Origin of the sequence: Actinokineospora fastidiosa (assembly GCF_014648415.1) — a bacterium.
Taxonomy (GTDB): domain Bacteria; phylum Actinomycetota; class Actinomycetes; order Mycobacteriales; family Pseudonocardiaceae; genus Actinokineospora; species Actinokineospora fastidiosa.
Genome location: NZ_BMRB01000003.1, coordinates 626,270 through 649,628, shown reverse-complemented (window position 1 = coordinate 649,628; position 23,359 = coordinate 626,270). Strand labels below are relative to the sequence as shown.

Genomic DNA, 23,359 nt, shown 5'->3' with positions numbered 1-23,359 from the left:
GGGGGTAACCCTCCTTCTTGCCCGCTATACGACTGCGCGGGACTCGGCATAGTGACACGCGGCACGGTGGTCCCCCGCGCCGTCGAGGTCCGGTTCCTGGTCGAGGCACAACGCCCGCTGCGCTTCCGGCAGGGCGGCGAACTTGAAGCAGCGGGTGTGGAACCGACACCCCTGCGGCGGATTGGCCGGGCTGGGCAGGTCGCCGGTGAGGATGATCCGCTCCCGGCGCCGCTCGACGACCGGGTCCGGGATCGGGATCGCCGAGAGCAGGGCCTGGGTGTAGGGGTGCTCGGGCGCGCCGAACACCTTCTCCACCGACCCGATCTCGATGATCTTGCCCAGGTACATCACCGCGACCCGGTCGGCGATGTGGCGCACCACCGACAGGTCGTGGGCGACGAACAGGTAGGACAGGCCGAGCTTCGCCTTCAGCTCGTCCAACAGGTTGATCACGCCCGCCTGGATCGAGACGTCCAATGCGGACACCGGCTCGTCGAGCACGATGAGCCGGGGCTCCAGGGCCAGCGCGCGGGCGATGCCGATGCGCTGGCGCTGCCCGCCGGAGAACTCGGCGGGGTAGCGGTCGGCGTGCTCGCGCCGCAGGCCGACCAGGTCGAGCAGTTCGGGCACCCGGGCGTCGATCTGCGCCTGCGAATACCCGTGCACCTGCATGGGCTCGGCGAGGATGTCGCTGATGGGCATCCTCGGGTCGAGCGCGGCCATCGGGTCCTGGAACACGACCTGCATGTCCCGCCGGATCGCCTTGCGGGCGGTCCGGTCGAGCGCGGTGGTCTCCTTGCCGAGCACGGCGATGCGGCCGGACTGCAGCTTCTCCAGGCCCAGGATCTCCATGAGCGTGGTGGTCTTGCCGCAGCCGGACTCGCCGACCAGGCCGAGCGTCTCGCCGGTGCGGATGTCGAAGCTGATGCCGTCGACGGCGCGGACGCTGCCGATGGTGCGCTTGAACACCGAGCCCTTGGTCAGCGGGTACGCCTTGACCAGGTCCTGGACCTCCAGCACGGTCTCCCGCTGCTCGCGGGGCACCGCGGCGATCGGGGGCTCCTCGACGACGTCCACGCCGTACACCTCGGCCGCGTCGGCGTCGGTCCCGGCGATCTCGTCGCTGCGGATGCACGCCGCGTGGTGCCCGGGCGCGACCTCGGCCAGCGGCGGCTCCGCGGTGGTGCACGCCTCGACCGCCATGGGGCAGCGCGGGGCGAACGGGCAGCCCGGCGGCAGCTCCACCAGCGACGGCGGCTGGCCCTCGATCGGGACCAGCGGCTGCTTCTCGTCGGCGTCCAGCCGCGGGATGGAGCCGAGCAGGCCCAGCGTGTACGGCATGCGCGGGTGCGGGTACACCTCGTCAACCGGGCCGGTCTCCACCGCGCGCCCGGCGTACATGACCATCAGCCGGTCGGCGAACCCGGCGACCACGCCGAGGTCGTGGGTGATGATCACGATGCCCGCGCCGGTGACCTCCTGGGCGGTCTTGAGCACCTCCAGCACCTGCGCCTGCACGGTGACGTCCAGCGCGGTCGTCGGCTCGTCGGCGATGATCAGGTCGGGGTCGTTGGCGATCGCGATGGCGATGACCGCGCGCTGGCGCATGCCGCCGGAGAACTCGTGCGGGAACGCCTTGGCGCGCTGGGCCGCGTTCGGGATGCCGACGAGGTCCAGCAGCTCCACCGCGCGGTTGTTCGCCTGCTGCTTGCTGACCCTGCCCTTGCCGTGGGTCAGCAGCGCCTCGGCGATCTGGTCGCCCACGGTGTAGACCGGGGTCAGCGCGGACAGCGGGTCCTGGAACACCATCGAGATCCGGCGGCCGCGGATGCGCGAGAGCTCGGTGTCGCCGAGGCCGAGCAGCTCCTTGCCGCGGAACCGGATCGACCCCGACACCCGCGCCTGGGCGGGCAGCAGCCCCATCACGGCCAGCGAGGACACCGACTTGCCCGACCCGGACTCGCCCACGATGCCGAGCACCTCGCCGGGCGCGACCTCGTAGCTCAGCCCGCGCACCGCGCGCACGCGGCCGCTCTCGCTGGGGAAGGACACCCGCAGGTCGTCCACCTTCAGCACCGGGCCGTCCACCTCCGGCGTGGGCCCGTCGAACATCAGGTCGGCGGCGGTCACTCCGACTCCTCCTCGCTCTTGGTTGCGCGCTTCCGAGCCCTCGTGGAGCTCGGGTCGAGCGCGTCGCGCAGGCCGTCGCCGAACAGGTTCACCGCGAGCACGAACAGCACGAGGAAGCCCGCGGGCAGGTAGAACAGCCAGGGGTAGGTGATCACCGAGTCGGTCCCGGTGGCGATGAGCGTGCCCAGGGAGACGTCCGGGGGCTGCACGCCGAAGCCGAAGAAGCTCAGGCCGGTCTCCGACAGGACCGCCGCGCCGATGGTGATGGTCGCGTCGATGATCAGCAGCGAGGCCATGTTCGGCACGATGTGCTTGAAGATGATCCGCAGCGGGGACTGGCCCATGAACCGCGCGGCCTTGACGTACTCGCGCTCGCGCAGGGTCAGCGTCATGCCGCGCACGATCCGCGCGGTGATCATCCAGCTGAACGCGGCCAGCAGGGCCACGAACAGCAGCCAGCTCTCGCCCTTGAACGCCGGGCTGAGCACCGCGATGATCAGGAACGACGGCAGCACGAGCAGCAGGTCGACCACCCACATCAGCGTCCGGTCCACCCAGCCGCCGAAGTAGCCTGCCAGCGCGCCGACCAGCGCGGCCACGCTCGTGGAGATCACCCCGACCAGCAGACCGATCGTGAGCGACTTCTGCAGACCGCGCATGACCTGCGCGAACACGTCCTCGCCGATCTTGGTGGTGCCGAACCAGTGCTCGGCGCTCGGCGGCTGCAGGAACGCGGTGTAGTCCGGCTCCGCGTAGCCCCACGGGGAGATCAGCGGGCCGAGGAAGGCCATCAGGTACAGCAGCACGACCACGATCAGGCCGAACACCGCGCCCTTGCGGCGCAGGAACCGCCGCAGGACGAGCCGCGACCGCGTCGCCGACCGCTCGCGCTTGGGCGCCCCGCCGTCGACCGGGCTGGCGCCGGGGGCGGCCGCGTCACTGGTGATAGTCGCCATTTCCAGTCCCCCCTAGACCCGGACTCGCGGGTCGAGCGCGGCGTAGAGCACATCGGACAGCCAGCCGGAGATGAGCACCAGGACCGCGATGAACAGCGTGACGGTGGCCACGACGTTGGTGTCCTGGGCGGTCACGCCGCTGATGAGCCAGTCGCCCATGCCGTACCAGCCGAAGATGCGCTCGGTGAACGTGCCGCCGGTGATGAGCAGGCCGAACCCGAACGCGAACAGGGTCGCCATCGGGATGAGCGCGGTCCGCAGGCCGTGCTTGAACAGCGCGCGGCGCCGGGTGAGGCCCTTGGCCTGGGCGGTGCGCAGGAAGTCGCTGCCGAGCACGTCGAGCATGGCGCTGCGCTGGTAGCGGCTGTAGAAGGCGATCTGGCCGAGGGCGATGGTGAGCGTCGGCACGATCAGGTAGCGCAGCCGGTCGCCCAGGGACTCGAACCAGGTGCCCTGGAAGCCCGGTGTGGCCTCGCCGAGGGTCTGCAGGTAGTTGCTGCCGATGAGGTCGTTGAACGCCTGGGCGGGCTGCTTGAGCAGCGTGCCGAGCACGAAGACCGGAATGGACAGGATGACGAAGGAGAACAGCGTCGCCACGTGGTCGGTCAGCTTGTACTGGCGGATGGCGCTGACCACGCCCAGCACGACGCCGCAGATGACGCCGATGGTGACGCCCAGCAGGAACAGCCGCAGGCTGACCCCGATCCTCCTGCCCAGCTCGTCGGTGATGGGGTGTCCGGCCACGGTCTGGCCGAAGTCGCCCTGGACGACGCCGCCGAGCCAGCTGAGGAACCGCTGGGGGATCGGCTGGTCGAGCATCAGGTCGACGCGTTTGGCCTGGATGACGGCGTCCGGCGGCGGCGGGTTCCGCTGCATGAGGATGCCGATGGGGTCGAACGTCAGCGAGGCGAGGGCGAACGCCAGGAACGTCGCCACCAGGCACAACACGATGTAGTTCGCCAGGCGTCGGACGAGGAATCCGATCACGTCAGAAAGGGCCTTCCGGTACGGCCCGGTCGGGGCCTGCACGCGACAGTCACGAAGATGGGATGTTCGGCCGTGGAGGTCTGGCGAGGAACCTACTTTAGTAGGGAATCCGGTTACAGCTCGGAGACGGAGGCGGCTAGCCCCGTATGGGTGGTTGCTATAGGTGATTCCGGCCACAGGGCCGTGCAGGTCGCAGCGCCATTCGGGTGACTACGTCGAACCGGTCCCGACTGGGCCGATCGGGTAGCCGCGGCGGTCAGTGATCCACTCCATTGGGTGAGCGCCGGGCGGCGGTCCCAAGGGGACCGTCGCGGTTTGCGCCGGACGGGCGGGGTGGCTTGGGCTGTTCGGTCGCGTCCGAACGAGTCGGCGGAGCCCGGCTGTGATCAGCCATTGTGGACTGGGCAGGCCGGCCATTGTGGACAGCGTGCGCGGAACGTGGCACCGTGGACATGTGTCTGATTTGAATGCAACCGCAGCGGCACTGCTCGGCTTGCTGCACGACGGTCCGCAGACCGGCGGGCAGCTCGTCGCGGCGGCCCGCGAGCGCTTCGGCTCGTTCTTCAGTGTCACGCGCAGCCAGGTGTACCGGGAGCTGCCCGCGCTGGCCGACGCCGGACTCGTCCGGCTGGGCAAGCAGGGGCCGCGCTCCAGTCAGCAGTACGTCCTGACCGCGGCGGGCAAGAAGGCGTTCAAGTCGTGGCTGGCCGCCGAGCCTGGCCCCGACCACCTGCGCAGCCCGCTCATCCTGCGCCTGGTGCACGCCGACACGCTGACCGCCAAGCAGCGGACGAACCTGATCGATCAGGCGAAGGTGGCCTACGCGGGCGAGCTGGACGTGGCCAAGGCCGCGTCGAAGTCCGCCGAGGACCCCTACGCGAAGGCGATCGCCGAGTTCGGGGTCGCCCGCGCGAAGGCGGTGCTCAAGCTGCTGGACGCCGTCCCGAAGGCCTAGGCCGACCCGGCCGCGATGGGGCGTGCGACCATCGCGGCCGTCCGCCTGCACGCCGGGCGTGAGGTCCGCGTAACCTTGTACGACGTGAACCCCGACGTCGTGACCGACCTCAAGGACCTCTCCGCCACGCTGGCCAACGTCGAGGCCGTGATCGACCTCGACAGCCTGCGCAACCAGGTCGCGGCGCTGGAGGAGCAGGCGGCCCGGCCGGACCTGTGGGACGACCCGGAGGCCGCCCAGAAGGTGACCAGCCAGCTGGCGCACCGCCAGGGCGAGCTGCGCCGGATCGAGAGCCTGCGGTCGCGGGTGGACGACCTCGGCGTGCTCTACGAGCTGGCCGAGGAGGGCGAGGACGAGGACGCCCGCGCCGAGGCCGACGCCGAGCGGGAGAAGCTGCGCGCCGACATCGCCGCGATGGAGGTCCGCACGCTGCTGTCGGGCGAGTACGACGAGCGCGAGGCGCTGGTCACCATCCGGGCCGAGGCGGGCGGCGTCGACGCCGCCGACTTCGCCGAGATGCTCATGCGCATGTACCTGCGCTGGGCCGAGCGCCACGGCTACCCGACCCAGGTCTACGACACCTCCTACGCCGAGGAGGCGGGCATCAAGTCCGCCACCTTCAAGGTCGAGGCCCCCTACGCCTACGGCACCCTCTCGGTCGAGCAGGGCACGCACCGGCTGGTGCGCATCTCGCCGTTCGACAACCAGGGCCGCAGGCAGACCTCCTTCGCCGCGGTCGAGGTCGTTCCGGTCACCGAGCAGACCGACCACATCGATATCGATGAGAAGGACCTGCGCGTCGACGTCTACCGCTCGTCGGGCCCCGGCGGCCAGGGCGTCAACACCACCGACTCCGCGGTGCGCATCACGCACCTGCCGACCGGCATCGTCGTCTCCTGCCAGAACGAGCGCTCGCAGCTGCAGAACAAGGCCACCGCGATGGCCGTGCTGCAGTCCAAGCTGCTGGAGCGGCGCAGGCAGGAGGAGCAGGCGCGGCTGGACTCGCTGAAGGACTCCTCGTCCGGGTCGTGGGGCAACCAGATGCGCTCCTACGTCCTGCACCCGTACCAGATGGTCAAGGACCTGCGCACCGAGCACGAGGTCGGCACGCCGAGCGCGGTGCTCGACGGCGAGATCGACGGGTTCCTCGAGGCGGGCATCCGCTGGCGGCGCACCCAGTAGTCACGCTCGGGTGGGGCTGGCGCACATAGGGTGAACTGGATAAATCGGATGACCGGGCGAGGCAACGGGTCGATAACGCCCGGGGGTAGACTCGCGCACCGTGATCCGGCTCGAACAGGTTTCCAAGGTCTACAAGACCTCCACGCGACCCGCGCTGGAGAACGTGTCCGTCGAGGTGGACAAGGGTGAGTTCGTCTTCCTGATCGGTGCGTCCGGCTCCGGGAAGTCGACCTTCCTCCGGCTGCTGCTGCGCGAGGAAGTGCCCACCAAGGGCCGGGTCTACGTCGCCAACTTCGACGTCGCCAGGATGGCCAGGCGCCGGGTGCCCCGGCTGCGCCAGTCCATCGGCTGCGTGTTCCAGGACTTCCGCCTGCTGCACAACAAGACCGTCGCCGAGAACGTGGCCTTCGCCCTCGAGGTGATCGGCAAGCCCCGGCACACCATCCGCAAGGTCGTGCCCGAGGTGCTGGAGCTGGTCGGCCTGGAGGGCAAGGCCGAGCGCATGCCCAACGAGCTCTCCGGCGGCGAGCAGCAGCGCGTGGCCATCGCCCGCGCGTTCGTCAACCGGCCGCTCATGCTGCTGGCCGACGAGCCGACCGGGAACCTGGACCCGGACACCAGCCAGGACATCATGCTGCTGCTGGAGCGGATCAACCGCACCGGCACGACCGTGCTGATGGCCACCCACGACCACTCCATCGTGGACTCCATGCGCCGCAGGGTCGTCGAGCTGGACCTCGGCCGCGTGGTCCGCGACGACGCCCGCGGCGTGTACGGCGTCGGCCGCTGACCACCCCGAGAGCCTGAGGAACGATGCGCGCGAGTTTTGTGTTCAGCGAGGTCGTCACCGGCCTGCGCCGGAACATCACGATGACCATCGCCATGATCATCACCACCGCCATCTCGCTGGCCCTGCTCGGCGGCGGCCTGCTGGTCGTGCGGATGATCGACAAGACGCAGACGCTCTACCAGGACAAGGTCGAGGTCAGCGTCTACCTGACCAACGACGTCTCCGAGACGGACCCGGAGTGCGCGGCCGAGCCGTGCGCGGGGCTGCGCGCGGCGCTGGAGGCCGACCCGGCCGTCGAGCAGGTCGACCACGAGAGCCGCGACGAGGCCTACGAGCGGTTCAAGCGCATCTTCGAGGCGCAGCCGGAGCTGGTGAAGCTGGCCCGGCCGGAGGCGCTGCCCGCGTCGTTCCGGATCAAGCTGGTCGACCCCGAGCGGCCCGAGGTGATCGACCAGACCTACGGCGGGCGCCCCGGCGTGGAGTCGATCGCCGACCAGGGCGAGTTCCTCGACCGGTTCTTCGGCGTGCTGAACAGCCTGCGCAACGGCACCTTCTTCGTCGCGCTCGTCATGGCCATCGCGGCGCTGCTGCTGATCTCCAACACCGTGCAGCTCTCGGCGTTCACCAGGCGCGTGGAAGTCGGCATCATGCGCCTGGTCGGCGCGACCCGCTGGTATACCCAGCTGCCGTTCCTCCTGGAGGCGGTGGTCACCGGCATTGTCGGCGCCCTGGTGGCGATCGGGCTGCTGGTGGTGCTCAAGGTGACCTTCATCGACGACGTGCTCGGCGGGTCGATCCAATCCGGCGTGGTCAGCTCGGTCGACGGCGTGGACATCCTGCTGGTCGCGCCGATCCTGCTGCTCACCGCGCTGGTCATCTCCGGCATCACCGGGTATGTGACGCTGCGGCTGTACGTGCGCACGTAACCCGCTTGTCGGCCTCCGTAGAGTTGGTTCTCATGGCGAAGGAAACCGGCCAGAAGGTCATCGCGTCGAACCGCAAGGCGCGGCACGACTACACGATCCTGGACACCTACGAGGCCGGGATCGCGCTCATGGGCACCGAGGTCAAGAGCCTGCGCGCGGGGCGGGCGTCGCTGGTGGACTCCTTCGCCACGGTCGACGACGGGGAGATCTGGCTGCGCGGCCTGCACATCCCGGAGTACAGCCACGGCACCTGGACCAACCACGAGCCGCGCCGCACCCGCAAGCTGCTGCTCCACAAGAAGGAGATCCTGCGGCTGATCGGCAAGACCAAGGAGTCCGGGACCTCGCTGGTGCCGCTGTCGATGTACTTCAAGGACGGCAAGGTCAAGGTCGAGCTGGCCCTGGCCCGGGGCAAGAAGGCGCACGACAAGCGCCAGTCGCTGGCCAAGCGCGACGCCGAGCGGGAGATCCAGAAGGTGATGGGCCGGGCGGCGAAGAGAGGCGCCGGTGCGCGACGCTGACGTCGCGGCCTGGGTGCGCGGCCTCGGCGTGCCCGGCCTGGTCGACATCCACGTGCACTTCCTGCCCGACGCCGTCCAGCGCAAGGTCTGGGCGTACTTCGACCAGGCCGGGGCCAACTACGGCACCGAGTGGCCGATCCAGTACCGGCTGCCGGCAGCCGAGCGGGTCGAGGTCCTGCGGTCGCTCGGCGTGGTGGCGTTCGCACCGCTGGTCTACCCGCACAAGCCCGGCATGGCCGAGTGGTTGACCGACTGGGTGCGCGACTTCGCCGCCGACACCCCGGGCGCCGTGCCGACGGCGACCCTCTACCCGGAACCGTCGGTCACGTCCTACCTCGACGCGGCGCTGCGCACGGGCATCCGGTGCGTGAAGGCGCACGTGCAGGTGGGCGCGTACGACCCGCGCTCGGAGCTGCTCGACGCGGCGTGGGGCATGCTGGCCGACGCCGGGGTGCCGGTGGTGGTCCATTGTGGCCACGGCCCGCTGCGCGGCGAGCACACCGGGCTGGACGTGTTCAACGAGGTGCTGGTGCGCCACCCCCGGCTGACGGCGGTGCTCGCGCACGCGGGCATGCCGGAGATCTCGCAGGCGTTGGACCTGGTGGCGGCGTACCCGAACGTCCATATCGACACGACCATGGTGGGTGTCGGGTTCACGACCCGGATGTCGCCGCTGCCGACCGACTGGCTCGACCGGCTGGCGGCCTACCCGGACCGGGTCGCGTTCGGCACGGACTTCCCATCGATCCCGTACGCCTACGCCGAGCAGGTCGCCGCGGTCGCGTCCTGGGCGCAGGACCGCAGGCTGGGTGAGCCCTTCCTGCGCGCGGTGCTGCACGACACGCCCGCCCGGCTGCTCCGGCTGTAGTTCACCCTGGGCGAACGGTCGGGGGAAACAAACCCCGGCTCAGGGAGGTTGAGTTGGTCAGACTCAACTTCACGAGGGGTGATCCCATGTCGGAGGCTCTGACGCTGCCGGTGCTGCCGCTGGACGACACGGTCCTGCTGCCCGGCATGGTCGTGCCCGTGTCGCTGACCAGCGAGGCCCGCGCGGCGGTCGAGGCGGCCCGCGCGCTGGGGGAGAAGCAGGACCGGGTGGCCCTGGTCCCCAGGCTGGACGGCAAGTACGCCTCGGTGGGCACCGTCGCCGTGGTCGAGCAGGTCGGGCGGCTGCCCGGCGGCGAGCTGGCCGCGGTGGTGCGCGGCACCGGCCGGGTCCGGCTGGGCGCGGGGACCACCGGGCCGGGCGCGGCGCTGTGGGTGCACGTCGACGTCGTCGACGAGACCGTGCCCGAGCGCGCCGTCGAGCTGGCCAGGGAGTACAAGCGCCTGGTCGTGACCATCCTCCAGCAGCGCAACGCCTGGCAGACGGTCGACGCGGTGACCGCGCTGGACGACCCGTCCGCGCTCGCCGACCTCGCCGGGTACGCGCCGTACCTGTCCGACGAGCGCAAGGTGTGGCTGCTGGAGACCACGGACGTGGCCGAGCGGCTGGAGAAGCTGGTCGAGTGGGCCCGCGAGCACCTGGCCGAGCTGGACGTCGCCGAGACCATCCGCAAGGACGTGCAGGAGGGCGTGGAGAAGCAGCAGCGGGAGTTCTTGCTGCGCCAGCAGCTCTCCGCCATCCGCAAGGAGCTGGCCGAGCTGGAGGGCAAGCCCGCCTCCGACGAGCAGGACTACCGCGCCCGCGTGGAGGCGGCCGACCTGCCGGAGAAGGTGCGCGCGGCCGCGTTGTCCGAAGTGGACAAGCTGGAGCGGGCCAGCGAGTCGTCGCCGGAGGTGGGCTGGATCCGCACGTGGCTGGACACGGTGCTGGAGCTGCCGTGGACCGAGCGCACCGAGGACGCCTACGACATCGCGGGCGCGCGGGCCGTGCTCGACGCCGACCACGCCGGGCTCGACGACGTCAAGGAGCGCATCGTCGAGTACCTGGCCGTGCGCAAGCGGCGGGCGGACCGGGGGCTCGGCGTCGTCGAGGGCAGGCGCAGCGGCGCCGTGCTGGCCCTGGCCGGGCCGCCCGGGGTGGGCAAGACGTCGCTGGGCGAGTCGGTGGCGCGGGCCATGGGGCGCAAGTTCGTCCGGGTCGCGCTGGGCGGCGTGCGCGACGAGGCGGAGATCCGCGGGCACCGGCGCACGTACGTCGGCGCGCTGCCGGGTCGGATCGTGCGGGCGGTCAAGGAGGCCGGGTCGATGAACCCGGTCGTGCTGCTCGACGAGATCGACAAGGTGGGCGCCGACTACCGGGGCGACCCGACGGCGGCGCTGCTGGAGGTGCTGGACCCGGCGCAGAACCACACGTTCCGCGACCACTACCTCGAGGTGGAGCTGGACCTGTCGGACGTGGTGTTCCTGGCCACGGCCAACGTCGTCGACGCCATCCCCGGGCCGCTGCTGGACCGCATGGAGCTGGTGCGCCTCGACGGCTACACCGAGGACGAGAAGGTCACCATCGCGCGTGACCACCTGCTGCCGAGGCAGCTCGACCGGGCCGGGCTGTCCGCTGACGAGGCCGTGATCTCCGACGACGCCCTGCGGGCGCTGGCCGGGGAGTACACGCGGGAAGCCGGTGTGCGGGAGCTGGAGCGCTCGATCGCGCGCGTGCTGCGGAAGGTCACCGCGCGCGTGGCGCTCGGCGACGACGCCCTCCCGGTCCGGGTCGGCGCCGGGGACCTGCGCGGCTACCTCGGTCGGCCGAGGCACACGCCGGAGTCGGCCGAGCGGACGTCGGCTCCCGGCGTGGCCACCGGTCTCGCGGTGACCGGGGCGGGCGGCGACGTGCTGTTCGTCGAGGCGTCCCTGGCGGACAAGGACACCGGCTCGTCCGGCGTGACGCTCACCGGGCAGCTGGGCGAGGTGATGAAGGAGTCGGCGCAGATCGCGTTGTCCTACCTGCGGTCGCACGGCCCCGGGCTCGGGCTGCCGATCGGCTCGCTCGGCGAGCGCGGCGTGCACATCCACGTGCCCGCGGGCGCGGTGCCCAAGGACGGGCCGAGCGCGGGCGTCACCATGACCACGGCGCTGGCGTCGCTGCTGTCCGGGCGGCCGGTGCGCTCCGACGTGGCGATGACCGGCGAGGTGTCGCTGACCGGGCGGGTGCTGCCGATCGGCGGGGTCAAGCAGAAGCTGCTGGCCGCGCACCGGGCGGGCATCACGACCGTGCTGCTGCCCAGCCGCAACGAGCCCGACCTCGACGACGTGCCCGAGTCGGTGCGCTCGGCGCTGACCGTGCACCTGGTCGGCGATGTCCGCGAGGTGCTGGCGGTCGCGCTGGCCCCGGAGGTCGCGGGCGCGGTGGCCGCTTGACCTTATGACTGTCTCTTATGTCCACTATGGCGACCGGGGGCCGTCCGCGCTTCACCGCATAGCGCGAGCGGCCCCCGGGCCATAGCTCCTCCCCTGTTCAGCCGAACCTCCGGTTCAGCCCTGGCGCGGTGGGGCGAATGTCGGCTTATCTCGGACCTACGTTCGCGCGGACGTCCCTGCATTCACCCTGCGTTGAGGGAGATTGACCGCGATGAGACACGTCCGCGTGGCTCGGGTGCTGACCGCACCCGTCGCCGCGGCCGCCGTCACCTTGTCCCTGGTGATGGCCACTGCGACCCCGGCCGCCGCAGCCGAGGGCGCCATCCTCGGGGCAGGCGCCCCGGGAGCGATCGACGGCAGCTACATCGTCGTCCTGGAGAACGGCGTCGTGGCGGCGCAGTCGGCGAACTCGCTGGCCGCCAAGCACGGCGCGACCGTCAAGGCGACCTGGAGCCGGGCGGTCAACGGGTTCGCCGCCCGGATGACCGAGCGCCAGGCGCGCAAGCTGGCCGCCGACCCCGCCGTGGCCTACGTCGAGCAGGACGGTGTGGTGCGGGTGGCCGGAACCCAGCCCAACCCGCCGTCCTGGGGCCTGGACCGCATCGACCAGCGCAACCTGCCGCTGGACAACAGCTACACCTATCCCAACACGGCGTCCAATGTGACGGCGTACATCATCGACACCGGCATCCGCACCACGCACAACGACTTCGGCGGTCGCGCGACGTGGGGCACCAACACCGCCGGGGACGGCAACAACACCGACTGCAACGGCCACGGCACGCACGTGGCGGGCACGGTCGGCGGCACCGCGTACGGCGTCGCCAAGGACGTCAAGCTCGTCGCGGTGAAGGTGCTGGGCTGTGACGGCTCCGGCAGCTTCGCCGGGGTGATCAGCGGCATCGAGTGGGTGACGCAGAACGCGCGCAAGCCCGCCGTGGCCAACATGAGCCTGGGCGGCGGCGCGAACACCTCTGTGGACACCGCCGTGCGCAACTCGATCAGCTCCGGCGTCGTCTACTCGCTGGCCTCGGCCAACGACAACCGCGACGCCTGCAACACCTCGCCCGCCCGGGTGGCCGAGGGGATCACGGTCAACGCGTCCGACCGCAACGACGCGCGCGCCTCGTTCTCCAACTTCGGCCGCTGCACCGACATCTTCGCCCCGGGCGTCAGCATCACCGCGCCCTGGTACACCAGCGACTCGGCGACCAACACCATCAGCGGAACCTCGATGGCCGCGCCGCACGTCGCGGGCGTCGCCGCGCTGCGGCTCTCGGCGCACCCGAACGAGACGCCGAGCCAGGTCGGCGACGCGCTGCTCGCGGCGTCCACTCCGGACAAGATCACCAACCCGGGCGCGGGCTCGCCGAACAAGCTGCTGTACGTCGAGCAGGCGGTGTCCACGCCGGTCGAGGTCCAGGACCCGGGCGCGCAGACGAGCGCGGTCGGCGCCGCGGTGACCCTGCGGCTGACCGCGACCGGCGGCACCCCGCCGTACCAGTGGTCCGCTGTGGACCTCCCGCCGGGCCTGTCCGTCAACGCTTCCACGGGCGTGATCTCCGGAACGCCGACGACCGCGGGCTCCTTCGAGGCCCACGTGTCCGTCTCCGACGCCGCCGACGGCTCCGCGCGGCTGTCGATCCCGTGGACGGTGACCGAGGACGGCGGCGGCGACCTGACGCTGCCGAACCCGGGTCAGCAGAGCGGGACCGTCGGCCAGGAGGCCGCGCTGAAGCTGGTCGTCTCCGGCGGCACCGGCCCGTACGGCTGGACGGCGACCGGTCTGCCCCCGGGCATCTCCGCGCTGGACAGCGACACCGACACCGTGACGCTGGTCGGCGTCCCGACGGCGGGCGGCGCCTACCGCGTCACCGTCACGGTCACCGCCGCCGAGGGCGGCTCGGCGACGACCTCGTTCGACTGGGTCATCGGCGGCGGCTCCGACGTCGTCGTGCCCAGCCCCGGCGACCAGACCAACGAGGTCGGCGACGCGGTGGACCTGACGCTGACCGCCTCCGGCGGCACCGCGCCGTACACCTTCGCGGCCACCGGCCTGCCCCCGGGCGCGCAGCTGTCCGGCAACCGGATCACCGGCACCCTGACCGCGGTGGGCAACCACACGGTGACCATCACCGCGCGGGACTCGGCGGGCGCCAGCGGCAGCGCGACCTTCCGCTGGACGGTCACCCCCGGCTCGGGCTGCCCCGGCGGGCAGAAGCTGGCCAACCCCGGCTTCGAGTCCGGCTCGGCGAGCTGGACGGCCACGACCAACGTGATCGGCCAGCACGGCTCCTACGGCCAGCCGCCGCGCACCGGCTCGTGGAACGCCTGGCTCAACGGCTGGGGCCGCACCCGCACCGACTCGCTGGCCCAGTCGGTGGCGATCCCGGCGGGCTGCTCGGCCAGCCTGTCGTTCCACCTGCACATCGACACCGACGAGTACACGTCCTCGGTGGCCTACGACAAGCTGACCGTCCAGGTCGGCACGACCACCGTGAAGACGTTCTCGAACCTGGACGCCGCCAACGGCTACCGACTGCACACCGTCGACGTGTCGCAGTTCGCGGGCCAGACGGTGACGGTCAAGTTCACCGGCGTGGAGGACGCCAGCCTGCAGACGTCCTTCGTCCTCGATGACCTCGCCCTCACGGCGAGCTGACGGGGGATAGGTGGGTGAGGCGGCCCGGCCCCGGCGACGGGGTCGGGCCGCACTCGTCACCGCTCCAGGTACGCCAGCACGGCCCGCACCCGGCGGTGCTCCTCGCCGCTGGGCTCCAGCCCCAGCTTGGTGAAGATGTTGCCGATGTGCTTCTCGACCGCGCCGTCGGAGACCACCAGCGACCGGGCGATCGCCACGTTCGACAGGCCCTGGGCCATCAGCCCGAGCACCTCCCGCTCGCGCGGGGTGAGCGCGTCCACCGGGTTCCTCCGCTTCCGGGCCATGAGCTGCGCGATCACCTCCTGGTCAATGCACGTGCCACCCCGGGCGACCCGGTGGACGGCGTCGATGAACTCGGCCACGTCGGCCACCCGCTCCTTCAGCAGGTAGCCGACGCCGCCCCGGCCGTCGGCCAGCAGGTCGGCGGCATAGCGCTCCTCGACGTACTGGGAGAGCACCAGCACCGGCAGGTCCGGCACGGCGGCGCGGGCGGCCAGCGCAGCGCGCAGCCCCTCGTCGGTGAACGTCGGCGGCATCCGCACGTCGACGATCGCCAGGTCGGGCCGGTGCTCGGTGACCGCGCCCAGCAGGTCGTCGCCGTTCTCCACGGCCGCGGCCGTCTCGATGCCCTCGTCGGCCAGCAGCCGGAGGACGCCCATGCGCAGCAGGACGGAGTCCTCGGCGATCACCACTCGCACGGCAGGTCCGCCCGGATCACAGTCGGCCCGCCGAGCGGGCTCACCACGGTCATCACGCCGTCGATCGTCGCAGCCCGGTCGGCCAGGCCGGACAGGCCGCCCCCGGGGCGCACCTGCGCGCCGCCGACGCCGTCGTCGGTCACCTCGACGACCACGCGGTCGTCCTCGCGCCACGCGCGGATTAGGGCGTTGTTCGCCTGGGCGTGCTTGGCGAGGTTGGTGAGGGTCTCGCTGACGATGAAGTACGCGGTGCTCTCCACCGCGGCGGGCGGGCGCGGGTCGACGTCCACGTGCACCTCGACCGGCACCGGGCACCGCGCCGCCAGCGACGACAGCGCCGCGTCCAGGCCGCGGTCGGCCAGGACCGCCGGGTAGATGCCGCGGGCGAGGTCGCGCAGCTCGGCGACGGCCAGCTTGGCGTCGGCGTGCGCCTCGTCCAGCAGGGCGCGGGCGGCGACCGGGTCGGCGTCGAGCTTGGTCTTGGCCCGGCCCAGGCCCATCGCCACGGCGACGAGCCGCTGCTGGGCGCCGTCGTGCAGGTCGCGCTCGATGCGGCGGCGCTCGGCCTCGGCGGCGTCCACGCCCCGGGCCCGCGAGGCCTGCAGCCGCTGGGCGCGCTCGGTCAGCGCCGCCGTGGGGTCCTTGCTGAGCAGGGCCACCGCCAGCTGCGCCTGCAGCCAGGCGAACCGGGGCGCCACCCACAGGGCCAGCGGCACCAGCGGGACGCTGACCACGCCGAGGGCGAAGCCGAGCACGGCCAGCGGGAAGTTCAGCAGGACGAAGGCCAGGTCCCGCCAGGTCCGCCGGGCGGTGAACAGCACCGGCCACTGCCGCAGCCCGCTCTGGTCAGTCGGCTCCAGCACCGGCCTGCTCGGCAGGTCCGGGCAGATCAGCCGGGTCCAGGCCACGTGCGCGTTGCCCAGGGCCCGGGTGGCGATGATGCTGCCCACCAGGATCGGCACGCCGATCCAGACGACCACGGTGGCGAAGCCGACGAGCCAGCCGATGACGCCGATGACGAAGGTGACCAGGGCCAGGGGGAACCCGCCGAGCAGGTACAGGATCGCCTTGGCCGGGTGCGGGTACCGCCGGTTCACCTGCCCACCGCCGTGGTCAGCACCGGGCCGAGCAGGGCGCGGGCGAACCGGGCGTGCACCCGGGCCAGCCAGCGGGTCGTCACCAGGGTGACGGCCAGCACCAGCACGCCCAGCGCGGTGAACGGCAGCGCCTCCACGGTCGAGTCGATGACGAGCACCGGGCGGTCCCAGTCCCACAGCCGGTAGCTGCCCGTGGGCAGGAACCGGAAGTAGACGGGCAGGAACAGCAGGCCGAGCGAGCTGGCCCAGAGCGCCACCATCATCGTGAACTCGACGATGCCGATGGGCAGGAGCAGCAGGAAGTACGCCAGGGACCGCCAGGTGCCGCCATCCCGGAACCGCGCCTTCCACCGCCCCGTCTCCGGCAGCGGCGAGTGCGGCGCCGCGATGTAGGTGTCGAGCAGGGCGTAGACCCTGGCCCGCTCCACCTGCGCGCCGCCCCGGCAGAGGAGCACGGCCAGCGCGAGCACGGGCAGCCCGACCCAGATGATCGCCGTGCCCAGCCCGACGGCGAACAGCGTCACCAGCGTCACGAACCCCGCGATGCCCACCCCGAGGTTCATCACCAGGTACACCACCGACCCGGTCAACGGCGGCCGCGGCGTGGTGCCGTCGTGCTGGAAGCCCTGGTCAGGCTGGATAGCCGTAGTCATGTCGTCCCCTGTCGTAGTGCTGGGACCAGCATGCCGCGCCGCAGGTCGCGGGCACATCCGGGAAACCTCCGAGCCCGAGGTAGGGCTGTCCCCACCCTTCCCCGGCAACCGGGATGATCCGGGCGGCGTCGCGCGTTAGACTGGGTGCAGGTACCCAACAAGGGGGTGAACGGTTTCGACTCTGGACGTTGAGTCAAGGGAAGCGTGCAGGTGCAGGCGTACGACCACCTCAAGCGTCGAACGCAAAAAAATAAGCGCCAAGACTAACAGTCGCGCTGACTACGAACTCGCTGCCTAAGCGAGTATCGGGTCTGTCGGCCCAGGGGTGCCTCCGCCCTGGCTCGCCGGCATCAGCTAGGAGGCTTACCGCCAGGCCCGGTCACGGGGCCTGATCGGGAAACCCACAGTGACTGGGCCCGTCATACCGACTAGTTCGCGTGATCGGTAGGGCCAAGCAGAGACACAGCGAACTGCGCACGGAGAAGCCTTGTCAAGGCGACAGAGGACCCGGGTTCGATTCCCGGCACCTCCACTCGAGGCGACCCGTGTCCGCGGAGAGCGCGGACCGGGTCGTTTCGGCATTTTGCGTGGGGGCCGAGCCTCCACACCCCCACGGTGCGGGATCTTGCGTTGGCGGGGTGGTTCCTGCTTGGGGTGGGTCCCGCGTTTATCCCCCGGTCCTGCTGACACCCGCCAGGGGTGGGCTAGGGCCAATCGAGCGACCTCAGTCGATCGAGGTCACCGGCCTCGATGCGCAACGCGACCAGTTCGCCGTTGCGTGACGGCCGGGGTATCTCGATTCGCTCGATGTCCCGCACTGGATGGCGGCTCGGGCTGTCGGGTCGTGGGCGGCCATGCGAGTCCTCTCAATGCCTGAGCGGAGATGACCGACCCGAGCCAGGACGCCCGGGAGGGCCCGAGCGTCGCGGCTAGATCGCATGGCTTCCGATAGCTGTTCATCCTGTGACGCTTGTCTGCGCCCGCTCGCCTTATGGGCGGGGCTGACTTCATTCGCAGGCGATGCCGTCGCTGTCGCGGTCGAGGTCGTAGATGTCGGTGCCGATGACGCGGATGGGGCCTCGGACGTAGGCGGGGCCGTTGCCGCTGCCGCCTGCGCAGTCGACGTCGCTGGCGATGGGGACGCAGCCGGAGTAGTTGGGGTCGCAGGCGGGGGCGGGCTCGGGTTTGGGGGCGGGTTGCGCGGGGGGCTTGGGGCGGGTCGTCGTCGTGGTGGGCTTTGGGCGGGTGGTGGTGGGGCGGGGGGTTGTGGTCGTGGGGCGTGGGGTGGTGGTGGTCGTTGTTGTCGTGGTGGTGGTCGTAGTCGTTGTGGTTGGGGGGAGGGTGGTGGGGGGCGGGGTGTAGGTGGAGGTGATCGTGAGGTCGGTGCTGTTGGCGGTGGGCGTCTCCTCGCCGGTGCTGGCGATGGCGGAGATCAGGCCGACCATGCCGACCACGGCGCCCGCGAAGGCGATGGGGACGCGGGAGCGCTTGGGTTTCGTGGCCGGGAGGGGCGCGTACGTCGTCGGCTGGGGGACGTACGGCGGTGGGCTCGCGACGAGCGGCGGGGTGCCCGCGCGCGGGAGGTGGAGTTGGATCTGCAGGCCGCGGTCGCCGCTGGTGATGGTGGCTTCGCAGCCGGGGCGCTGGCCGGTGGCGATGACCGTGTCGACCATGGGCGCGTAGCGCTCGGACATGGTGTGGGTCAGTTCGCCGACGCGGTCGCCGTCGAGGAGGACCTCGATGGCGCGGTCGCCTCGGTGCTTGCCGGACCGGATCGTGCACCAGCCCAGTTCGACCGCGACGCGGCGGGAGAGGCCGGGGGTGGCGGGGTAGCGGGCCAGGGTGTGCTGGTGGTGCTCCTCGCCGGTGACGGTCACCGAGACGACGGAGTCCAGCAGGTAGAGGCCGGCGGGCGAGTTCTCGAGCACGCCCCTTCATCGGGCGGGGGCGCGCGGCGTTATCCGCCGAACGGGTGAGGCCCGCTCGGTCGTTATAACCGAGCGGGCCTCACTATCGACCGGTTACAGGTCGCGGCACTGTCCGGCGGCCGGGCCGCGGACGGTGTTCGGGCGGTCCTCGTTCACCGGCGCCGGCGTGTTGCCCGAGCAGGCCAGCGGACCGTTGACCGTGTTCCCGGCGACGACCACGCCGCCGGTGTTGCCGGTCAGCGCGACCGGGCCGGACACGTGCGCGTCCTCGATCGAGACCGCGCCGGTGGCGCCGCTGACCGAGACCGTGCCCGCGACCCGGGTGCCGTCCAGGACGAACGACTCCGGCCGCACGGCCGCGACCGGGCCCGCGATCCGCCCGCCGGTCGCCACCAGCGACGCGCCCGGCCGCACCACGACCGGGCCGAGGATCTCGGCGCCGTCGAGGCAGGTCAGGCCGGAGGAGACCACCAGCGGGCCGGTGCGCCGCCCGGTGATCGTCTCGTCGCAGACCGGCGCCGGGACGCCCACGGCCGAGCGCGGGGCGGTGTCCGCGGTGATCGGCGAGTTCGCGGCGAAGTAGTCGACCAGCATCGTCAGGTCGTTGTTGCCGGTCGTCGCCCGGTCGGTGCCGCCAGCCAGCGTGCGGAAGTTGTCACCGCCGGAGGCCAGGAACGAGTTCACCGTGACCCGGTACGTGCCCGCCGGGTCGACCGGCTGGTCGTTGAGCCACATGCCGGTGATCCGCGAGCCCTGCGGGTTCTCCGGCAGGTACAGGTACCGGAAGCCCTTCGACACGCCCAGCCACAGCACCGGACGGGACGCGCCCGCTGGCTGCCACTGCTCCTCCAGCACCTGCTTGATCTCCGCGCCCGTGTAGGTCTTGGTGACCACGTCGTTGGCGAACGGCTGGACCGCGAACGCCTCCGCGTACGTCACCACGCCGTCCGGGGCGTGGATCAGGTCGGAGCGCAGGCCGCCCGGGTTCATGAACGCGATCTGCGCGCCGCCGCGACCCGGCTCGGCGGTGCCCGCGAGCTGGACGTCGGCGATGAAGTTGCCGAGCACCGACTCCTTGCCCCGGTCCTCGTTGCCGCTCTCGGTGTAGGCCCGCTTGATGTCGGCGGTGATCGAGCCCAGCGGCTGCTTGCCCAGCTCCTCGGCGCGCTTCTTGGCGTCGGCGACGAGCTGCGCGACGGCGGCGTCCTCCGGCGCGCCGACGACGTCCACCAGGTTCGACCCCGCGCCCACGATGTCCTTCGACGCCAGGTCGACGGTCAGCGTGGCGCGGCCGACCAGCTTGCCGTAGTCGCCCGCCTGCACGACCGGGCGCTGCCCGTCGACGAAGGCGTACGGCTGGTGGGTGTGGCCGCTGAAGATCACGTCCACGTCGCCGCCGAGGTTCATGAAGTCCTTGAACACCTCGTCGGACTTGAGCTCATCGATGGAGCCGATGTTCTCCGTGGCCGCGCCCTCGTGCGCGAGCAGCACCACCACGTCGGCCTCGCCGTTGGCGGCGTCGCCGTCCTTGAGCTGACCGGCCACCGCGGCGGCCTCGGCCGCCGGGTCGCGGAAGGTCAGGCCCGCGATGCCGTCCGGGCTGACCAGCGACGCGGTCTGCTCGGTCACCACGCCGACGATGCCGACCTTGACGCCGGAGACGTCCTTGACCTCGTAGGCGGGCAGCGCACGCTCGTCGCCGCGGTAGACGTTAGCGCCCAGCAGCGGGAACTCAGCGCGCGGCACGACACGGCCGGTCAGGTCGGCCATGCCCTTGTCGAACTCGTGGTTGCCGACCGCGGAGGCGTCGAGGCCCATCAGGTTGAGCGCGTCGATCGTCGGGTTGTCGTTGTCGATCGCCGAGACGAACGTCGACGCGCCGATGTTGTCGCCCGCGGAGAGGAACAGCGTGTTCGGGTTCTGCGCGCGCAGCGTGTCGACCAGCCCGGCGAGCTGCGCCGCGCCGCCGATGGGCTTGCCGTCGGCGGTCTTGCCCGGCGACTCCAGCCTGCCGTGGAAGTCGTTGATGGACAGCAGCTGAAGCTCGACGGTGCCCGAGGTCTCCAGACCCAGCACGATCGGGTTGTGGTCGCTGGCCCGGTACGGGTCCGGCGCGTAGAACTCGGCGAGGCCGTCGTACTGGAACGCGTAGGACTCGTGCGAGTTGATCTGCCAGACGTCGACGCCGGTCACGACCTCGCGCAGGCCGGACCCGGCCAGGCCGTGGTCGAGCGAGCCGGACTCGCCGCCGAAGACGTAGGTGGCCTCGCTGTCCGCGTTGAGGTCGGTGTAGCCGGCCTCGTAGAAGACCTGCATCGGGTCTTCGGCGGTGTAGGAGTTGAAGTCGCCGAGCAGGATCGGGTTCTCCAGGCCGGACGCGAACTGCACCAGCGCCCGCGCCTGACGGGTGCGGTCGCCGTTGTAGGCGCCCTGGCCGTCACCGGCGTCGACGTTGTCGCCGGTCGCGCCGCCCGCGCTCTTGGACTTGAGGTGGTTGGCCACGACGGTGAACGTCAGCGCGTCCGAGCGGAACGTCTGCGCGATCGGCTCGCGCGCGTTGAACCACACCGACTCGTCGTTGACCGACTTCGCCGCGCCGACCGGGGTGACCGCGCCGGGCTTGAAGATGATCGCCGTGGTGATGACGTCCTGCTGCTCGGGGGCGGGCAGCTCGGCGGGCGTGCGCACGTAGTCCCACGTGCCCGCGCCCTCGGCCGCGTTCAGCGCGGCGACCAGGCGCTTGAGCGCCTTCTGCGGGTCGGCCGCGTCGAAGCGCACCGAGTTCTCGATCTCCTGCAGCGCCACGACCTCCGCGCCCAGCGCGGTGATCGCCGAGACGATCTTCGCCTCCTGCCTGGCCAGCCCGGCCTCGTCCTCGGCGCCGCGGGCCTCGCCACCGAAGTGGACGAAGTAGTTCAGCACGTTGAACGCCGCGACCTGGATGTCGCCGCCGACCGCCTCCGGCGCCGGGGTGCGCGGGTTGGCCTGCTTGAAGGTGGTGCGGCCGATGGCCGGGGTGCTCGCGTCGACCGGGCGGGTCGGCTGCAGGCGCCACTCGTCGAAGCCGTAGGACAGCACGCTGGGCGCGAACGCCTCGACCGCGTCGCCGACGCGCAGCGGGGCGTCGGGGTAGACGTACGGCGGCGCGACGCCCGCGTTGGCCAGGTTCCGGCTGGAGCCGTCGTCGACCAGCAGGCGCCCGGCCTTGTTGGCAGCGGCCAGCGCCTGCGCCTCCGGGGTGCCCGGGCGGTGCAGGTCGGTCGGGATGCGCGCGGCCTGGTCACCGGCGGCCAGCACGACCTCGCCGAAGCGGTTGGTGTTGTAGACCTCGGACACGGTGAACGCGCCGAGCGGGGCCACCAGCATCGACTCGGCCGACTCCCGGGCCGCCGCGTCCAGCGGCAGGCTCAGCGGCACGGCGGCGGGCAGCGGCGCGTCGTGCGCGCACACCTGCACGGACGTGCTGGTGATCTGGGTCAGGCCGAAGTACTCGCTGACGCCGCCGCGCACCCGCACCCGGTCGCCGATGGCGACGTCGGGGTGGTTGGCCGGGTTGCTGGTCAGGAACACGAACAGGCCGTCGGAGGCGGTGCCAGCCGAGGGGGCGCGGTCGCCGGAGCCCTCGGTCTGCACGTAGATGCCGTTGTAGCCGCCGGTGCGGTGGTCCGCGGTGACGACGCCCTCGACGGTGACCGTGGTGCCGACCAGCGGCGACGCCGCGCCGGTGCCCTGCACCTCGGCGATCGTGCGGTCGACGGGGACGTCGCAGCCGACCGGGTCCGGGTCGGGGTCGGGCGAGCCGCCGCCGTTGCGCGCGCCGAAGGTGTGCGCGGCCGGGGCCTGCCAGGCGCCGTCGACCTTCTGCAGCGAGTGGCCCACCGGGGTGTCCGCGGTCTCGGCGACGCCGATGTCGGTGCCGGCCATGCCGTTTGCGGGGCCGCCGCTGGCGGTGAACGAGCCCTCGTAGGTCAGGAACTCCGCGACCGTGCCGTCCGGGCGGACCAGGGCGACGCCGTCGGGGGAGCCGTTCTGCACGCCGTTGGCCGGGTAGGTCTCGACGACCACGCCCGCGGCGGGGACGGTCCCGGTCAGCGCGCGCGTGTCGTAGGCCGCGCCGCCGCTGCCGTTGTAGAGGACGATCTGCCAGCCCGCGAGGTCGAAGCCCGGTGGGGCGTCGATCTCGATGGCCTCGCCGGTGTCGGTGCCAGCGTTGTCGTAGTGGATCTCACTGATCGAGGGTCCGGTCGGGTCGGCTAACGCCGGGACCACGCCCACCGCCGCCGCGGTGGCCATGACGGCGACCCCCGCGACGAGTCTGGCGCTGCTGCTGTTGCGCATTGATCATGCCTCCAACGGCTTTCCACAGAAATCCGCCGCAGCCTAGGTCGCTTCGGTGTCCGAGACAAAGCGCATGGGTGTACGAAAGGTCGCCCGGCAATCTCGATCGCGAGCGCAAGATTCCCCCGAACGGTTGATCTGGCTGGGCTGGCTCTCTACTGTGTGCCCATTCCATACCCCCGGGAGGTGGCATGTGCTCACCCGGTTGTTGGTCGTGCTCCTGGTCGTCGGGT

Annotated in this window: 16 protein-coding genes and 1 other RNA gene; 9 read left to right on the top strand and 8 right to left on the bottom strand. The window is 71.5% G+C overall.

Translation table 11 applies throughout. The annotated features are described in order from the left end of the window. Window positions 1-24 precede the first annotated feature (24 nt). The 3 genes from IEY98_RS21960 to IEY98_RS21950 are packed head-to-tail and all read right to left on the bottom strand — an operon-like array spanning window position 25 to window position 4,073. Window positions 25-2,130, bottom strand: coding sequence for an ABC transporter ATP-binding protein (locus IEY98_RS21960; RefSeq protein ID WP_258906126.1), 2,106 nt, complete (start codon window positions 2,128-2,130; stop codon window positions 25-27). After that, entirely contained in the window at window positions 2,127-3,086 is a 960-nt protein-coding gene (locus IEY98_RS21955) for an ABC transporter permease (RefSeq protein ID WP_189212431.1), read from the bottom strand. The genes IEY98_RS21960 and IEY98_RS21955 overlap by 4 nt, the downstream gene beginning before the upstream one ends. A 12-nt stretch (window positions 3,087-3,098) precedes the next feature. Next, on the bottom strand, window positions 3,099-4,073 hold the full coding sequence (locus tag IEY98_RS21950) for an ABC transporter permease (protein ID WP_189212430.1): 975 nt from the start codon (window positions 4,071-4,073) through the stop codon (window positions 3,099-3,101). 454 nt (window positions 4,074-4,527) lie between these two features. Here IEY98_RS21950 and IEY98_RS21945 point away from each other — a divergent pair, with 454 nt between their 5' ends. The 8 genes from IEY98_RS21945 to IEY98_RS32790 all read left to right on the top strand — a co-directional run bounded on the left by IEY98_RS21945 (window position 4,528) and on the right by IEY98_RS32790 (window position 14,412). Beyond that, on the top strand, window positions 4,528-5,028 hold the full coding sequence (locus tag IEY98_RS21945) for a PadR family transcriptional regulator (RefSeq protein ID WP_189212429.1): 501 nt from the start codon (window positions 4,528-4,530) through the stop codon (window positions 5,026-5,028). 84 nt (window positions 5,029-5,112) lie between these two features. After that, entirely contained in the window at window positions 5,113-6,210 is a 1,098-nt protein-coding gene (prfB, locus tag IEY98_RS21940; RefSeq protein ID WP_189212428.1) for a peptide chain release factor 2, read from the top strand. 100 nt (window positions 6,211-6,310) lie between these two features. Then, window positions 6,311-7,000 (top strand): cell division ATP-binding protein FtsE, encoded by a 690-nt coding sequence (ftsE, locus tag IEY98_RS21935; protein WP_189212427.1) that lies wholly within the window; start codon window positions 6,311-6,313, stop codon window positions 6,998-7,000. A 23-nt stretch (window positions 7,001-7,023) separates the two neighbouring features. Further along, complete coding sequence (gene ftsX / locus IEY98_RS21930; protein WP_189212426.1) at window positions 7,024-7,926, top strand: permease-like cell division protein FtsX; 903 nt, start codon at window positions 7,024-7,026, stop codon at window positions 7,924-7,926. Between the two features lie 32 nt (window positions 7,927-7,958). After that, window positions 7,959-8,447 carry an SsrA-binding protein SmpB gene (gene smpB, locus IEY98_RS21925; RefSeq protein ID WP_189212425.1) on the top strand — a complete coding sequence of 163 codons (489 nt, stop codon included), beginning with the start codon at window positions 7,959-7,961 and terminating at the stop codon, window positions 8,445-8,447. Continuing rightward, window positions 8,434-9,315 (top strand): amidohydrolase family protein, encoded by an 882-nt coding sequence (locus IEY98_RS21920; protein WP_229787168.1) that lies wholly within the window; start codon window positions 8,434-8,436, stop codon window positions 9,313-9,315. The genes smpB and IEY98_RS21920 overlap by 14 nt, the downstream gene beginning before the upstream one ends. A gap of 86 nt (window positions 9,316-9,401) precedes the next feature. Beyond that, window positions 9,402-11,750: an endopeptidase La gene (lon, locus tag IEY98_RS21915; protein ID WP_189212424.1), complete on the top strand. Its 2,349-nt coding sequence runs from the start codon at window positions 9,402-9,404 to the stop codon at window positions 11,748-11,750. A 211-nt stretch (window positions 11,751-11,961) separates the two neighbouring features. Then, window positions 11,962-14,412: a S8 family peptidase gene (locus IEY98_RS32790; protein ID WP_229787166.1), complete on the top strand. Its 2,451-nt coding sequence runs from the start codon at window positions 11,962-11,964 to the stop codon at window positions 14,410-14,412. A gap of 56 nt (window positions 14,413-14,468) precedes the next feature. Here IEY98_RS32790 and IEY98_RS21905 read toward each other — a convergent pair whose 3' ends face one another. From IEY98_RS21905 to IEY98_RS21895, 3 genes are read right to left on the bottom strand one after another with little or no spacing between them, the layout of a single operon-like run. Next, window positions 14,469-15,110, bottom strand: a complete 642-nt coding sequence (locus IEY98_RS21905; RefSeq protein ID WP_189212423.1) for a response regulator transcription factor — start codon at window positions 15,108-15,110, stop codon at window positions 14,469-14,471. Beyond that, window positions 15,098-16,207 carry a sensor histidine kinase gene (locus IEY98_RS21900; protein ID WP_189212422.1) on the bottom strand — a complete coding sequence of 370 codons (1,110 nt, stop codon included), beginning with the start codon at window positions 16,205-16,207 and terminating at the stop codon, window positions 15,098-15,100. Before IEY98_RS21900 ends, IEY98_RS21905 begins: the two co-directional genes overlap by 13 nt. Beyond that, window positions 16,204-16,860, bottom strand: a complete 657-nt coding sequence (locus IEY98_RS21895) for a sensor domain-containing protein (RefSeq protein ID WP_189212421.1) — start codon at window positions 16,858-16,860, stop codon at window positions 16,204-16,206. Before IEY98_RS21895 ends, IEY98_RS21900 begins: the two co-directional genes overlap by 4 nt. 161 nt (window positions 16,861-17,021) lie before the next feature. Here IEY98_RS21895 and ssrA point away from each other — a divergent pair. After that, window positions 17,022-17,395, top strand: a transfer-messenger RNA (tmRNA) gene (gene ssrA / locus IEY98_RS21890). A gap of 472 nt (window positions 17,396-17,867) precedes the next feature. Here the strand turns inward: ssrA and IEY98_RS21885 are convergent. Both IEY98_RS21885 and IEY98_RS21880 read right to left on the bottom strand, forming a co-directional pair. Beyond that, window positions 17,868-18,788 carry a hypothetical protein gene (locus IEY98_RS21885; protein WP_189212529.1) on the bottom strand — a complete coding sequence of 307 codons (921 nt, stop codon included), beginning with the start codon at window positions 18,786-18,788 and terminating at the stop codon, window positions 17,868-17,870. 93 nt (window positions 18,789-18,881) lie between these two features. Next, entirely contained in the window at window positions 18,882-23,126 is a 4,245-nt protein-coding gene (locus IEY98_RS21880) for an ExeM/NucH family extracellular endonuclease (protein WP_229787164.1), read from the bottom strand. Window positions 23,127-23,359: the final 233 nt, after the last annotated feature.

What these genes read in the sequence shown, in the direction of transcription:
- IEY98_RS21895 (WP_189212421.1), bottom strand. Translation starts at nt 16,860, where the DNA reads ATGACTACGGCTATCCAGCCTGACCAGGGCTTCCAGCACGACGGCACC.
- IEY98_RS21955 (WP_189212431.1), bottom strand. Translation starts at nt 3,086, where the DNA reads ATGGCGACTATCACCAGTGACGCGGCCGCCCCCGGCGCCAGCCCGGTC.
- IEY98_RS32790 (WP_229787166.1), top strand. Translation starts at nt 11,962, where the DNA reads ATGAGACACGTCCGCGTGGCTCGGGTGCTGACCGCACCCGTCGCCGCG.
- ftsX (WP_189212426.1), top strand. Translation starts at nt 7,024, where the DNA reads ATGCGCGCGAGTTTTGTGTTCAGCGAGGTCGTCACCGGCCTGCGCCGG.
- smpB (WP_189212425.1), top strand. Translation starts at nt 7,959, where the DNA reads ATGGCGAAGGAAACCGGCCAGAAGGTCATCGCGTCGAACCGCAAGGCG.
- lon (WP_189212424.1), top strand. Translation starts at nt 9,402, where the DNA reads ATGTCGGAGGCTCTGACGCTGCCGGTGCTGCCGCTGGACGACACGGTC.
- IEY98_RS21880 (WP_229787164.1), bottom strand. Translation starts at nt 23,126, where the DNA reads ATGCGCAACAGCAGCAGCGCCAGACTCGTCGCGGGGGTCGCCGTCATG.